Raw genomic sequence first — 13,582 nt, 5'->3', positions numbered from 1 at the left:
ATAACTACACTGCACGGTGTAGTTCCTGACCATGGATCCCCGAATGCCCGCGTCCGCCCCCGCCAAGCCACGCCGCCGGATCCTGCGTCGCCTGGTCCTGTCGACCCTGTTCGTCTTTGGAGTCCTCGCCGTGAGTGCCTGCACCCTGTCGTTCGTCCGTACCAGCCAGCCCGTCGCCGATCACGCCGCCTCGCCGCAGTCGGCGGACGGCCGGTTCCGCAATCCGCTGCCGCGCCCGCCGAACGGTTTCGTGAGTGGCGCGAAGCTGGGATGGGACTTCATGTTCAACAAGCCAGGCGGGACCACACCGCCCCTGCCGACGCCCGTGCTGCCGATGACGCGCGCCGCGCTCGATGCCGCACCAGACCGGAGCCTGTATCGCCTCGGCCATTCGACGTTGCTGATCAAGCTGCGCGGTGGGTTCTGGATCACCGATCCGGTGTTCGCCGAACGCGCGTCACCGGTCTCGTTCGCCGGCCCGAAGCGCTGGCACGCACCGCCGATCGCGCTCGAGGATCTGCCGCCGCTGCGTGGCGTGGTGCTGTCGCATGACCACTACGATCACCTCGATCGCGAGACCGTCGTCGCGCTGGCGCAGCGCACCGAGGTCTTCCTCGCACCGCTCGGCGTCGGCGATCGCCTCATCGCATGGGGCGTGCCGCAGGCCAAGGTGCGGCAGTTCGACTGGTGGCAGTCGGCGGAGATCGACGGCCTGCGCTTCACCGCGACGCCGGCGCAGCATTTCTCCGGCCGCGGCCTGTTCGATTCCGATCGCACGCTGTGGGCGTCGTGGGTGATCGAAGATCCATCGCAGGGATCGGATGATGCCGGAATGAAACTCTTCTTCAGCGGCGACACCGGTTACTTCGACGGCTTCGCCGAGATCGGCCGCCGCTTCGGACCCTTCGATGTCGCGGCGCTTGAAACCGGCGCCTACGACCGTCGCTGGGCGTTCGTGCACATGCAGCCCGAGCAGACCGTGCAGGCGCATCTCGACCTGCAGGCACGCGTGCTGTTGCCGGTGCACAACGGCACCTTCGATCTGGCGATGCACGCCTGGGATGACCCGTTCGAACGCGTCAGCTTGATCGCGGCCGAGCAAGGTGTGCGCCTCGCGACGCCACGCATGGGCGAGCGTGTCGATCTGACCGCGCCGCAGCCGGGCAGCGCCTGGTGGCGGGAGATGCGGCGCGAGCCGGCCGGGTCTAGCGAGGCCGCACTCCCCTGATCCGAGTAAGTCACGCACGCGACGTGGTGTTCGGTCGCGTCACGCGTCTCGGATGGAATACGCCCGTCGGGCGCTGGAGCCGGTATGTTCCAGCGCCCATCGAACAGCGGGCATCCGCCATCGCGCGCGGGATGCCCGGTTTCGTGGATCGCTTACGGCGCGCCGAATCCGGGACTCGAGTGCGAGGTACTGCGCGGCACCGACGTGTCGAGGTCTTCGTCCGCGATCAGCGGATCGCCGTGCGGTGCGGTGCGCGCGCCTGTGTCCGGCAGCGATCGCAGGTCCTGCTGCGGCAGTACAGTCTGTGCATCACGCTTGCGCTTCCACGCGCGGAACGCGAAATAGCTGGCCGCGCCAGCGGCAACGATCCTCAACATCTTCATGGCGGCTCCATCGATCGGGTGGGGATCGACAGGGTGGCGAGCACGCGGTGAGCCGCACGTGACCTGTCGAGGGTCGCGTTCGAGGTGGTGCGTGCGATGCGATCGGGGCCTACTGCGTTCGCCGACGGCAGGAATACGTCAGTCTACGTGCCGCAACGCATCGATCAGCGCCCGCAACGCCGGCGGTGTCTGACGGCGACTCGGGTGATAGAGGTGGTAGCCGGGGAACGTTGGGCACCACGCATCGAGCACCTGCACCAGACGCCCGGCGGCGAGATCGTCGGCGACCTCGTGGTCCATCACGTACCCCAGGCCCACGCCGGCGCGCACGGCGGCAAGCGTCAGCGGCACTTCGTCGACGACCAGCGGGCCCTGGGTGCGCACGTTGTAATCGCGTCCGTCGCGTTCGAACTCCCATGGCAACAGACCGCCGGTGCTCTTGAGCCGGTAGCCGATACAGGCGTGGCGATCGAGATCCCCGGGCGACACCGGCGGTGCATGGCGGGCGAAGTAGTCCGGCGTGCCGACGACGATCGTGCGCAGGTCGGGACCGACGCGCACGGCGATCATGTCGCGGTCGACGTGTTCGCCGAATCGGATGCCCGCGTCGAAGCCTTCGCCGACGAGATCGCTCAGGCCGTTGTCGATGCTCACTTCCACGCGCACGTCGGGATTGGCCAGCAGGAACGCCGGCAGTTTCGGTTCGAGCACCATCTGCGCGGCATAGGCGAACGTCGTGATGCGGACCGTGCCCGACGGTGCATCGCGCCAGTCGCCCAGCGCCAGCAGTCCGTGCTCGATCTCCGCGAGCGCGGGTGTCAGCGAACGCAGCAGCCGCTCGCCGGCCTCGGTCGGGGCGACGCTACGCGTGGTGCGTGCGAGCAGGCGCACGCCGAGCCGCGTTTCGAGTCCGCGCATCGCGTGGCTCAGCGCCGAGGGCGACATGCCCAGCGCCCCGGCCGCCTTCGTGAAGCTGCGCGCGCGGGCCACGGCCGCAAAGGCCAGCAGATCGTTGAGTTCGCCTCGTTGCATTGCTGCAGTGTGCTCACAAGCCCATGCGGCCGGCAACGGCTAATCCTGCCCGGCCATCGCGCCTAGCCTGTATGCAGAGCGCCACCCCCGCGGCGACACGACTGGAGATCTCCATGGACCTGACCCATTACCGCAGCATCGGCCGCTCCGGCCTACTGGTGAGCCCGCTCGCGCTGGGCGCGATGACCTTCGGGACCGAACGCTGGGGCACCGATGCCACCGCGTCGCGCGCCGTGTTCGATGCCTATGTCGAGGCGGGTGGCAACTTCGTCGACACCGCGGATCTGTACGCGGGCGGACGCAGCGAGGAGATGCTGGGCGGCTTCATCGCCGATGCCGGCCTGCGCGATCGCATCGTGCTGGCGACCAAGTCCGGTTTCCCGCGCATGCAGGGCAACGCACACGGTGGAGGCAACGGCGCGAAGAACATCCGCACCGCGCTCGATGGTTCCCTCAAGCGCCTACGCACCGACTACATCGACCTGTACTGGATGCACGTCTGGGACCGGCTGACGCCGCCTGAAGAAGTGCTGCAGACGATGACCGATGCGGTCCGGTCCGGCCGCATCCTGCATTACGGCTTCTCGAACACGCCGGCCTGGTACGTCGCGCGGGTGGCGACGCTGGGGCAGGCACATGGTCTGCCGGTGCCGATCGGCCTGCAGTACCAGTACTCGCTGCTCGATCGCGGCGTCGAACTCGAGATCCTGCCGGCGGGCGATGCGCTCGGTCTTGGTCTGGTGCCGTGGAGCCCGCTCGGTGGCGGACTGCTGACCGGCAAATACGGTCGCGAAAAACTCGCCGACGCAGCGCGTGCATCCCGATTGCCCGGTGATGCGAGCGGCGCCAACGGCCCACGCGGCGATGACGACGGCCGCCTCGACGGCGACAACCCGTTCGGCGGCATGTTGTTCACCGAACACAACTTCGACATCGTCGACGTGGTGCGCGCGGTCGCCGAGGAGATCGGCCGTTCGATGGCCGAGGTCGCACTCGCGTGGACGGCGCGTCGGCCTGGCGTGTCGTCGGTGCTGGTCGGTGCGAGCCGCCTCGAACAACTGCATCAGAACATCGCGTCGCTTGATATCGAATTCACCGCGGCGCAGCAGGCGCGACTCGACGCTGCGAGCGTGCCGCCATCAATCAATCCCTATTTCATTTTCCAGTTGCCGCCGCAGATGCTGTTCGGTGTCGAGCACGCGACCGGGTGGGCCGCGCGCTGACGTTCGATCGCGGGTTCAATGCGGGGTCTGCGCTGCCTTGCGGTCGAGCAGGTCGGCCTCGGCGCGCAGGAACACCATGCCGGTGTGCTCGCTCGCCGCGCCCTGCGTGGTGCCGGTGAGGAAACGTAGGCCGTGCGCAGCGGCGCGCGTGGCGATCTCGGTCTGCAGGCGTTCGAGCGTGCGCGGGGCATCGGCGCCGTGCAGTACCGCGACGTACTCGCCGCTGCCGCTGCTGCGGTTCACCGCATCGGTACCGCCAGATGGCAAGGCCGATTCGAGCGCGGCGTCGAGCGCCTGCAACAGTTTCTCGGTGCCCCGTTCGCCCAGACGCGCGACAGCACCGGCAAGGTCCTGCAACTCAATCAGCGCCAGCGTGTAGCCGGGATCTTCCAAGGCGACGCCGGTGTGGGCGGGTGCCGGCGCAGGTGCGGCGGTCGCGACGAAGGCTTCGAGTTCCAGCGTGCGTTCGCGTGCGCGGGCATCGAGCAACGTCATCGTCAGCCGCGCGAGCGACTGCAATGCCGCGCGCTGCGCCTCGGTCAGATGGCGTGGCATATCGTCAAGCACGCAGACCGTGCCGATCGCCGCGCCGTCCGGCGTGACCAGCGGCATGCCGGCGTAGAAACGCGCATCGCCCTGTTCGCCGTTGACGAAAGGATTCGCAGCGAAGCGCGCGTCGTGCGCGAGGTCTGGGATTTCCATCAGCGTGTCGGGCGCGCGGATCGCGTGATCGCAGACGGCGGCGCTGCGGTCGGTCTGCGTATCGTCGAATCCCGTGCGCGCCTTGAACCATTGACGATCGCGATCGATCAGCGTGATCAGCGCGGTCGGTGTGCCGCAGAGCGTGGCGGCCAGTTGCACGATGTCGTCGAAAGCGCCTTCCGGCAGGCTGTCGAGGACATGATAGCCATCGAGCGCGCGCTGGCGCGTGGCTTCGTCGAGGGGCGGCGTGGGATTGGCCGTCATGGTCTCGCGTCGTGGATGCGGGACGAAAATCCTAAGCAGAGCCGCGTTAAAAATGGGCATCGAGAAGCATCACGCGACGACGCGCCATTACACTGCGACGCCCCACTCACGGAACGCCGCATGCCGCCTCGTCCGCTGTCCACCACCGGCCGCATCTTCGCCGCCGCGGCACTCTTCGAAGCGCTCACCTGGGCTGGTCTGTTGATCGGCATGCTGCTCAAGTACGGCACGCAGACCACCGAACTCGGCGTGTGGTTCTTCGGGCGACTGCACGGCGTCGCGTTCCTGGTCTATCTCGCGGTCAGCCTGTTCACGTGGATCCGTCTGCGCTGGCCGCTGTGGGCGGTGCTGGTCGCGCTGCTCGCCGCGATCCCGCCGCTGGTGACCATTCCAGTAGAGATGTGGTTCCGGCGCCGCGGATTGCTGTCAGCGTCACGCGACTGAGCGTGGCCAGCCTCAGCGCTTGACTGCCAGCACGCCGTCGAGCGCGAGTTCGGTTTTCAAACCCGACTTTTCCAGTCGCCGCGCGACTTCGCGCGGGACGTCGCGGCCGCTGGTCAGGCGGTTCGGTGCGCCGGTGTAATGGAACAGGCGGCCGCCACGACGCAGCACTCGCGCGAGGTGGTCGTAGAACACCTGCGAATAGAGTTCGCCGGCGATGCCGAAACGCGGCGGGTCGTGCAGCACCGCGTCGACGCTCGCGTCGGCGATGTCGACGATCGCCTGCGAGATGTCGGCGTGCGCGAGGTGCAGGCGGCCGCCGGTGTCCGGCGCGTCGGGATCGGGCGACCACGGGTTGAGCGTGCGCAGCCACAACACGTCTTCGTTCTTCTCGAATGAGCGGATCTGCGCGACGCCCGATTCGAGGCAGCATGCGGCGAAGTAGCCGAGGCCGCCGCAGGTGTCGAGCACGGTCTTGCCGCGCGGCGCGACGAGCGCGACCTTCTGCCGCGCGTCCTCGATCGGCGAGATGCGCGCCGACACCAGCATCTTGATGCCGTCGATCTCGAACGTCGGCGGGCCCCAGTCGGTCGGCACCAGCTTGATCAGCGCGCGCCCGAAGCGGGACACCGCGGTCCAGTCGTCGCCGTCCAATACGTAGAGCGTGCGGTCCTTCAATGTGCCCGGCCACGGATACGCACGGCCGCGCCACGACCAGTGGTCGCCTTCGAAGGTCACGGTGTCGACATTGCGACCCAGATCGAGCGAGCCCGTCCAGTTGTCCGCGCCAGCGCGTCGCGCGGCCAGCATCGCGTCGGCGGAGTCGCGGGTCAGCAGGGGGCCGGTGGCGTGGGGCATCGCGGGATCGGGTCGCGGATCGGGCGGGCATCGTAACCGGTCCGCGTTTCGCCCCTGTCCGATTGCCCGCGCTTCGACGAGAATCGCGACTCCGGACGGATCCCGTCCCCTCATCGGAAGTCGTCGCATGCGCGTTGCCGCTTTGAGCCTGGCCGTCTCGGCCGGATTGCTGCTGTCGGGGTGTGGATTCAACGTGTCGGGAAGCGGTGATGGCGACGGCGCCGCGTCGACCGCGAGGACGGACGACAGCGCGACGGCGCTGGCGCTCGACGGCGAGGTGTCCGGCGAAATCACCTCGTCGAGTGGCATCAACTACAGCGACGGCAGCCGCTACCAGCGCTTCTCGCTGCCGCTGACCGAAGGTCAGGCGGTGTCGCTGACGCTGGAAGGCGCGCTGCCCGGCACGTTGGCGGTGTTCAACGGTGATCAGCTGATCGCGCAAGGCGAGGGTCCGGGTCTCGCGTTCCGTGCGAAGTCGGCGGGAGACTATCTGGTCGCGGTCAGCGGTCGTGGCGCCGAAGCGTTCGGCCCGTTCCGTCTGGGTGCGAAGACCATCGCGGTCTACGACGGCAAGCCGCTGGCGGGCGAGGGCGAAGTCATCGACTGGCTGACCGGCAGTGCGCAGGACTACACGCTGCAGGTCGAGCGCCCGGGTCTGTACACGATTACGCTCGCGTCGAGCGCGTTCGATCCTGTGCTGCGCGTGCGTGGTCCGAACGTCGAGGCCGAGAACGACGACAGCGGTGGCGGCACCGATTCCATGCTGCGTCTGTTCCTCGAACCCGGCACCTACACCTTGAACGCAGCCGCGCTCGAAGACGCAGGTCGCGGCGATTTCAATCTGGCCGTGCGCTATGCGCCGCTGCCCGGCGGCATGGTGACGCGTGACGGCACGTCGCTGGTCTCGGGCCAGGTCGCGGTCGCGCGCGTCGAGGGCGGCAGTGGGCGTCGCTTCGTGCTCGATGTGCCGAATGCGGCGCAGGTAACACTCGAAGCACGTTCCGACGAGTTCGACACCGTGCTGCATGTCGACGGTCCGGGCGGCACCTTCGAGGATGACGATGGCGGTTCGGGCACCAACTCGCGCCTGTCGACGCAGCTCGCCGCCGGACGTTACGAGGTGCGTGTCGAAAGCCTGGGCGGCGGATCCGGCATGTTCGAAGTCGAAGCGCGCATTGACGGTGTGGACGCACCGGTCGTGGAAGCGGTGACTGCACCCTGAATTTCGGCAAGGCATCAGGTACGCGGCATGCGGATTCGCATGCCGCGACCTTTTTTACGGCGCCCGGTTCCTCATTGCCGTAAACGGAACTTGAACGTATCGGTGCCGAATCCGTGCAGGACGCGTGAAGGTTTGTGTGCGCTTCAGCCTTGAAGGTCTCTACTGCGGCCCGCGACGCCCCTTTGGCGTTGCGGAATTTCCCCCGCAGACGCGCGATCGACTGATCGATCGAGCGCGTCCAAGACCAAGAAAGGATGGCCCCGATGAAGAAGCTCCTGATTCCCGCCGCGATCGCGGCCGCGCTGTGCGCTCCCACTGCCTTCGCCCAGAGCGCCGGCGGCGACACCTACCGTCCTGACCTGCAGGTCGGCCAGGGCAATGCTTTCGTGGCCGGTAACGTCGGCCGCACCGACGGCGGCACCGCCGGCCGTTTCGGTACCGGTGATTTCAACGTGTTCGAAAGCCGCGACGGCCGCAAGACCGGCTATGGCCTGGTCGGCGGTTACCGCTGGAAAGTCGCGCAGAACTTCGGCCTCGGTCTCGAGGGTGGTTACACCGATCTGGGCAATATCGTCGTCAAGAATGCGTTCAACGACAACGACGTGAATCAGCGTGATGACGAGAATGCGCTGCGCGGCTGGATCGTCGGTGGCAACGCGCGTTTGAACATCACGCCTGCCTGGTATGTCGGTGCCCGCGGCGGTTACTTCCGCGCCTCGGACAACAATGTCGACTACTACAACAGCGTCGGCGAGAACCTCGGCCTGGAAAGCGGCGGTAGCGATGGCCGTAACAGCTGGTATGCCGGCGTCGGCACCGGCTGGAACGCGACGCAGAACTTCAGCGTCGGTCTGCATTACGACTACTTCCGCGCCAAGTCCGGCGACCTGCGCGAGCCGGTCACGGGCGCAACGTTCGAAGGTCCGAAGCGCTCGACGGCGCTGCTGGGTCTGACTGCCGAGTACGCGTTCTGATCAGGCTGCACTGATCGCGACACGAAGAACGGGTGCCCTTGGGCGCCCGTTTTTTTTTGGATGCGCGCCTGGTTGTTGCCTCGCCTGACGATGCCGGCGCATGCATGCAGGCGATTCATGTGTGCCGCGACCGGACCGGCACATCGCCACACGCTGGCTGACTGTCCGGTGCCTGTCCGGGCGGGCTTCACGGGCGCGCCATGGCGCGCCGGGCCTGATGGCCGCCCAACCTACGCACTGGAATCACCCATGTCTTCAGTCAACGCCACGCCCCGCGTCCGCCTGCATATCGACGACACCGGAGGCGATGGCCGCCCGGTCGTGCTGATCCACGGCTGGCCGCTGTCCGCCGAATCGTGGAAGGCGCAGACCGGCCCGTTGCGCGATGCCGGCTATCGCGTCGTGGCCTATGACCGCCGTGGTTTCGGCCGCTCGGAAAAGCCGCCGACCGGCTACGAGTACGACACGCTCGCCGCCGATCTCGCCGGCGTGCTCGACGATCTCGATCTGCGCGATGTCACTCTCGTCGGCTTCTCGATGGGCGGTGGCGAAGTGGCACGCTATATCGCCAACCACGGCGAAGATCGCCTGCACAGCGTCGTGTTCGCCGCGGCCGTGCCGCCGTACATGCTCAAGACGTCCGATAACCCCGACGGTCCGTTGACCGAAGACAAGGCCAAGGACATGGAAGACGGCCTCAAGCAGGACCGTGACACCTTCTTCGACGGCTTTACCAAGGATTTCTTCAGTGCCAATGGCGAACTGAAGGTCGACGAGAAGACGCGCCAGGAGGCGATCGCGCTGTGCAAGCAGTCCGACCAGACGGCCGCACTCGGTTGCATGCAGGCCTTCGGCACCACCGATTTCCGCCAGGATCTGGAGAAGGTCACGGTGCCGACGCTGGTGATGCACGGCGACAGCGACGGCACCGTGCCGTACGAGGGTTCGGGCAAGCGCACGCACGCCGCGATCGCTGGCAGTGAGGCTGTCGTGGTGCCGGATGCGCCGCACGGCTTCAACGCCAGCCATGCAGATGCGTTCAACCGCGCGCTGATCGCGTTCCTGCAGAAGTAAGGCGTCAACCACCAAGACCGACTTTGAAGGCCGCGTCCATCTCGACGTGGCCTTCTTCTGTTTGCCTCACTGAATCGCGCACGCTGGTGGGCCCATGGCCGGTCCGAATCGACGAACGCGTCATGCCAACGCCCGCACTTTGAACCCAGCCCCCGAGCCGGAAGCCACGCCATGTCCGTTCCGACCCCCGACACCTTCGCCCGTTACGACGAGCGCCTCGCCACCCCCGGCCCCGACGAGGCGGAGCTGGCGGCCGATCTGGTCGAGGTGCTGCAGTCGATCCAGCAGATCACCCTGGAGGACGAAGGCCATGGCCTGCGCGCTGTCCATGCCAAAAGCCACGGCCTGCTCGAAGCCACGCTGCACATCGACGACGGCCTGGCGCCGGAACTCGCGCAGGGCCTGTTCGCACAGCCTGGGCGCTACAGCGCGGTGCTGCGCCTGTCGACGACGCCGGGCGATCTGCTGTCGGATCGCGTGTCCACGCCGCGCGGTGTCGCGATGCGGATCTGCAGCGTCGAAGGCGCGCGTCTCGAAGGCAGCGAAGACATGGCCGTGCAGGAGTTCATTCTGGTCAACGGGCCGACCTTCAACTCGCCCAACGGCAAGTCCTTCCTGCGCAATCTCAAGCTGCTGGCCAAGACCACCGATCGGATGGACCGCACCAAGCGTGTGATCTCGGCGATCCTGCGCGGCACCGAGCGTGGCCTCGAGGCGATGGGCGGCGAGAGCGCCACGCTCAAGTCGATGGGGGGCGAGCCGCCGAACCATATTCTCGGCGAAACTTTCTTCACCCAGTTGCCGATCCGGCATGGCGACTACATCGCCAAATACCAGCTGGTGCCGGTGTCCACATCGCTGCGCGCGCTGACCGACGTCCGCCTCGACCTCAAGGACGACGACGCGATCCGCGATGCGGTGGTCGCGTTCTTCGGCGCCAACACCGCCGAGTGGGAATTGCGCGCGCAGCTATCGACGTCGCTGGCCGACATGCCGGTCGACGATGCATCGGCGGAGTGGGACGAGGCGCGCAGCCCGTTCCGCACCGTGGCGCGTCTGGTGGCCGGACCGCAGGCGGCGTGGACGCAGGCATTGAGCCGCGAGATCGACGACGGCGTGGGTTTCAGCCCGTGGCACGGCCTGGCCGCGCATCGCCCGCTGGGCGAGATCATGCGTCTGCGCAAGCCGGCGTACGAGGCCTCGCACCGGTTCCGTGCGCAGCACAACGGACAGCCGCTGCAACGGGGATGTCCGTTCGCGGGCGCTGGTTCGCACACGTGATGTGTTGCGCTTGCGCTTGATCGGCACTGCGTCGTGGTGCGCATGACGCAGTGCCGATGCCGTGCGCGCGCTGGCATCATGCGGCGATGCCGCCGCTGACCCTCGACCATCTGCGCCGCCATGCGGTGGCGCGATCCCTGTTCAAGCCGACCACGCTGATGCGCGCGGTCGGCAGGCTCGGTTTCGTGCAGGCCGATCCGATCCGTGCACCGGCGCGCGCGCAGGACCTGACACTGCGCCATCGCGTACTCGACTACCGCGCCGGCGATCTGGAGCGCCGCTATCCGCGACTGGCGCTCGAAGAGGATTTCTTCGTCAACTACGGCTTCCTGCCTCGGGCGACGCAGGCGCTGATGCATCCGCGCATCGCGCGCGAGACCTGGACGCCCGCGCGCTGGCGGCAGGCGCAGGCGGTGCGCGCCTTCATCGCCGAACGCGGCGCCGTGCATCCACGCGAGGTCGATGCGCACTTCGCCCACGGCAAGGTCACCAACTGGTTCGGGGGCTCGTCGAATGCCAGCACCCAGCTGCTCGATGGCATGCACTACCGCGGCCTGCTGCGCGTCGCCCGCCGTGATGGCGGCACGCGGGTGTATGCGCTGCGCGAGCCGGATGCGGCGCAACTCGATGCGGACGAGATCGACCGGCGCCTGGACCGGATGCTCGATCTGCTGGTGCACAAGTACGCGCCGTTGCCCGAGGCCAGCCTGCGCCAGTTGATGTCGTATCTCGGACGCGGTGTGCCGCAGTGGCACGCCGCGCGCGCTGTGACATTGGCGCGTTCACGTGCACGCCTCGGTGGTGCACGCATCGATGGCATCGACTGGGTCTGGCCCGCCGACGAATCACCGCAGAGCCGGCGCTGGCGGCCCGATCCCGGTGTCCGGCTGCTGACGCCGTTCGATCCCGTGGTCTGGGATCGGCGTCGTTTCGAACTGCTCTGGGACTGGCGTTACCGCTTCGAGGCCTATACGCCGGCACCGAAACGCCAGCTCGGCTATTACGCATTGCCACTGCTGTGGGGCGACCGCGTGATCGGCTGGGGCAACGTATCGGTCGTCGATGGCGGGTTGAACGCGCGCTTCGGCTATGTCGACGGCGCGGCGCCGCGCGACGCGGCGTTCCGCGACGCGCTCGATGCCGAACTCGAACGCATGCGGGTGTTCCTCGGTCTCGCGTGACGCGTGCGACGCAGCCCGAGCCGCGTCGCACGCACATAGCGGCTTACTGGATCAGATTCACCTGCAGCACCGCGGTGTCGGTCAACAGGCCGAAGTGTCCGGTCGCGAGCGTGTGGCTCGCGGTCTCGCCCGGCAGCGTGGAGCTGTGCACGCCGGCGACGGTGCAGACGCCGCCGTAGCAGACGATCTGGTCGATCCAGGATTTGATCGAGTAGGTCTGCATGCCGAGCGGCTTGCCGGCCAGCGATGCCAGCAGTGGACTGTTGATCGACAGACCCTGCGCGCCGCAGGTCGAGGTGACGACATTCCACGGATACGTGCCGCAACTCCACAGGCCGCGATACGCACCGGCGATGCCGACGAAGGTCGCGACATCATTGGCGAGGCCGTAGTTGACGATCTGTTTCGCCGCCAAGGTGACGCCCATCGAGTGGCCGATGACGTCGATCTTGCCGGTGCACGAGCGCGCGATCGCCTCGACCAGCGCATCGAGCACCGGCGTCTCCTCGCTGCCGCTGTGGTCGTTGCACGCGGCGCAGGTCTTGCTGCCCCAGTTCGGCCGCAGGATCTCGAAATCGGTCCAGCCGCGGGCGCGCAGTTCCACGTAGGTATTGTCGAAGTGCGCGGGCGTGCCGGCGTTGCCGTGCACCAGCACCACGGCGTCGCGGCACACGGCCTGCGCAGTCGAGGCGAATGTGGCGACCAGCAGAATCAGCAGCAGTCGCAACAGCCGCGTGTCGCGGCGATCGAAGGATCGGAGCATCGGACATCTCCCACGGCCCGCAGGCCGCACGCAGGTGGCGCGGCCGACGGCGTCGGTCGCGAGCCGGCCATGTGGGGGAGAGGGCCAGTGGCCGGATGTCAGCACGCGCGCATGGCATGCGGCATTGGACCTTCGGCCAGTCGTGACGGTGTGCGCGTTTGCGGCGTCAGGGCTTCTCGCCGACCCAGACCTGCATCTCGACCGTCTGCAGCAGGCCGTAGTTGGTCAGGAACGCCACGTCTGCCGCGTCGCGTCCGTAGGCGACGACGATGCGCCCGCCGCGCGGCGCCGACTGCGTCGCATCAAAGGTGTACCAGCGGCCGTCGAGATAGGCCTCGAACCAGGCGTGCAGGTCCATCGGTTCCAGACCATGCAGATAGCCGACCACCATGCGCGCGGGAATCCGCAGGCTGCGGCACAGGGTGATGCCGACATGCGCGTAGTCACGACAGACGCCGGCGCCGTGCCCCATCGTGTCGAGTGCATCGGTGGTCGCATCGCTGACGCCGTAGCGGTATTCGATGTGGCGACGGATCCACGCGACGATCGCGCCGACCTGGCCGGCGCGCGGGCCGGCCTCATCGACGATCTCCAACGCACGCTCGAACGTCCGGTCGCTCGGGCAGTAGCGGCTCGGCAGCAGGTATTGCAGCGTATGGTCGGGCAGGGCGGCCGGTGGCATCGGTGCGGTCCATGGCGCGACCGCGATGTCCCGTTCGGTCTCGACTTCCAGCTCGGTGCGGATGCGCATCCGCCCGCTGTGCACCACGAAGCGCTGACACAGATTGCCGAACGAATCGACGAACTCCGTGGGCCGCACATCGGGATCGAACGCGTAGTGCTCGCTGACCAGCCACTGGGCATCGCCGCTGCGGGGACGGAGCATGGCGACGACGGCGCAGTCCACCTCCGCTTCGACGACGAGTTCGCAACCGGCCAGCAGGCGCATCGTGCAT

The 13,582-nt window shown here is 67.6% G+C and carries 14 protein-coding genes; 8 read left to right on the top strand and 6 right to left on the bottom strand.

Annotated features, from left to right (window positions below; genetic code table 11):
* The first annotated feature begins 82 nt into the window (after positions 1-82).
* Complete coding sequence (locus tag ACZ9YD_RS10655; RefSeq protein WP_465075533.1) at positions 83-1,228, top strand: MBL fold metallo-hydrolase; 1,146 nt, start codon at positions 83-85, stop codon at positions 1,226-1,228.
* A gap of 152 nt (positions 1,229-1,380) precedes the next feature.
* Here the strand turns inward: ACZ9YD_RS10655 and ACZ9YD_RS10650 are convergent, their stop codons facing one another.
* A complete protein-coding gene (locus tag ACZ9YD_RS10650) occupies positions 1,381-1,611 on the bottom strand; it encodes a hypothetical protein (protein WP_465075184.1) in 231 nt (76 codons plus the stop codon).
* Between the two features lie 138 nt (positions 1,612-1,749).
* Positions 1,750-2,643 carry a LysR family transcriptional regulator gene (locus ACZ9YD_RS10645; protein WP_465075183.1) on the bottom strand — a complete coding sequence of 298 codons (894 nt, stop codon included), beginning with the start codon at positions 2,641-2,643 and terminating at the stop codon, positions 1,750-1,752.
* 113 nt (positions 2,644-2,756) lie between these two features.
* On the opposite strand from ACZ9YD_RS10645, the gene ACZ9YD_RS10640 reads away from it, so the two are divergent.
* On the top strand, positions 2,757-3,866 hold the full coding sequence (locus tag ACZ9YD_RS10640; RefSeq protein WP_465075182.1) for an aldo/keto reductase: 1,110 nt from the start codon (positions 2,757-2,759) through the stop codon (positions 3,864-3,866).
* Between the two features lie 15 nt (positions 3,867-3,881).
* Here ACZ9YD_RS10640 and ACZ9YD_RS10635 read toward each other — a convergent pair whose 3' ends face one another.
* Entirely contained in the window at positions 3,882-4,832 is a 951-nt protein-coding gene (locus ACZ9YD_RS10635) for a GAF domain-containing protein (protein ID WP_465075181.1), read from the bottom strand.
* 120 nt (positions 4,833-4,952) lie between these two features.
* Between ACZ9YD_RS10635 and ACZ9YD_RS10630 the strand changes: the two genes are divergently transcribed.
* On the top strand, positions 4,953-5,276 hold the full coding sequence (locus tag ACZ9YD_RS10630) for a DUF3817 domain-containing protein (RefSeq protein WP_465075180.1): 324 nt from the start codon (positions 4,953-4,955) through the stop codon (positions 5,274-5,276).
* Positions 5,277-5,288: 12 nt separating this feature from the next.
* Here ACZ9YD_RS10630 and ACZ9YD_RS10625 read toward each other — a convergent pair whose 3' ends face one another.
* Positions 5,289-6,131, bottom strand: coding sequence for a class I SAM-dependent methyltransferase (locus ACZ9YD_RS10625; protein ID WP_465075179.1), 843 nt, complete (start codon positions 6,129-6,131; stop codon positions 5,289-5,291).
* 127 nt (positions 6,132-6,258) lie between these two features.
* Between ACZ9YD_RS10625 and ACZ9YD_RS10620 the strand changes: the two genes are divergently transcribed.
* The 5 genes from ACZ9YD_RS10620 (at position 6,259) to ACZ9YD_RS10600 (ending at position 11,863) form a co-directional block, all read left to right on the top strand.
* The gene (locus ACZ9YD_RS10620; RefSeq protein ID WP_465075178.1) at positions 6,259-7,353 is read left to right on the top strand and encodes an ABC transporter substrate-binding protein; all 1,095 of its coding nucleotides are present in this window, start codon (positions 6,259-6,261) and stop codon (positions 7,351-7,353) included.
* Positions 7,354-7,616: 263 nt separating this feature from the next.
* Positions 7,617-8,327, top strand: coding sequence for an outer membrane protein (locus ACZ9YD_RS10615; protein ID WP_465075177.1), 711 nt, complete (start codon positions 7,617-7,619; stop codon positions 8,325-8,327).
* Positions 8,328-8,576: 249 nt separating this feature from the next.
* The gene (locus ACZ9YD_RS10610; RefSeq protein ID WP_465075176.1) at positions 8,577-9,401 is read left to right on the top strand and encodes an alpha/beta fold hydrolase; all 825 of its coding nucleotides are present in this window, start codon (positions 8,577-8,579) and stop codon (positions 9,399-9,401) included.
* Between the two features lie 171 nt (positions 9,402-9,572).
* A complete protein-coding gene (locus ACZ9YD_RS10605) occupies positions 9,573-10,682 on the top strand; it encodes a catalase family protein (protein ID WP_465075175.1) in 1,110 nt (369 codons plus the stop codon).
* 86 nt (positions 10,683-10,768) lie between these two features.
* On the top strand, positions 10,769-11,863 hold the full coding sequence (locus ACZ9YD_RS10600; protein WP_465075174.1) for a DNA glycosylase AlkZ-like family protein: 1,095 nt from the start codon (positions 10,769-10,771) through the stop codon (positions 11,861-11,863).
* Positions 11,864-11,906: 43 nt separating this feature from the next.
* Here ACZ9YD_RS10600 and ACZ9YD_RS10595 read toward each other — a convergent pair whose 3' ends face one another.
* Together ACZ9YD_RS10595 and ACZ9YD_RS10590 are read right to left on the bottom strand one after the other, a co-directional pair.
* Positions 11,907-12,626, bottom strand: a complete 720-nt coding sequence (locus tag ACZ9YD_RS10595; RefSeq protein WP_465075173.1) for an alpha/beta fold hydrolase — start codon at positions 12,624-12,626, stop codon at positions 11,907-11,909.
* A gap of 166 nt (positions 12,627-12,792) precedes the next feature.
* The gene (locus tag ACZ9YD_RS10590) at positions 12,793-13,575 is read right to left on the bottom strand and encodes a transglutaminase domain-containing protein (RefSeq protein WP_232133977.1); all 783 of its coding nucleotides are present in this window, start codon (positions 13,573-13,575) and stop codon (positions 12,793-12,795) included.
* Positions 13,576-13,582: the final 7 nt, after the last annotated feature.

Source organism: Luteimonas sp. AC640a (assembly GCF_979256585.1).
The sequence above is the reverse complement of the archived record's forward strand: the minus strand, read 5'-3'. Positions and strand labels throughout refer to the sequence as shown.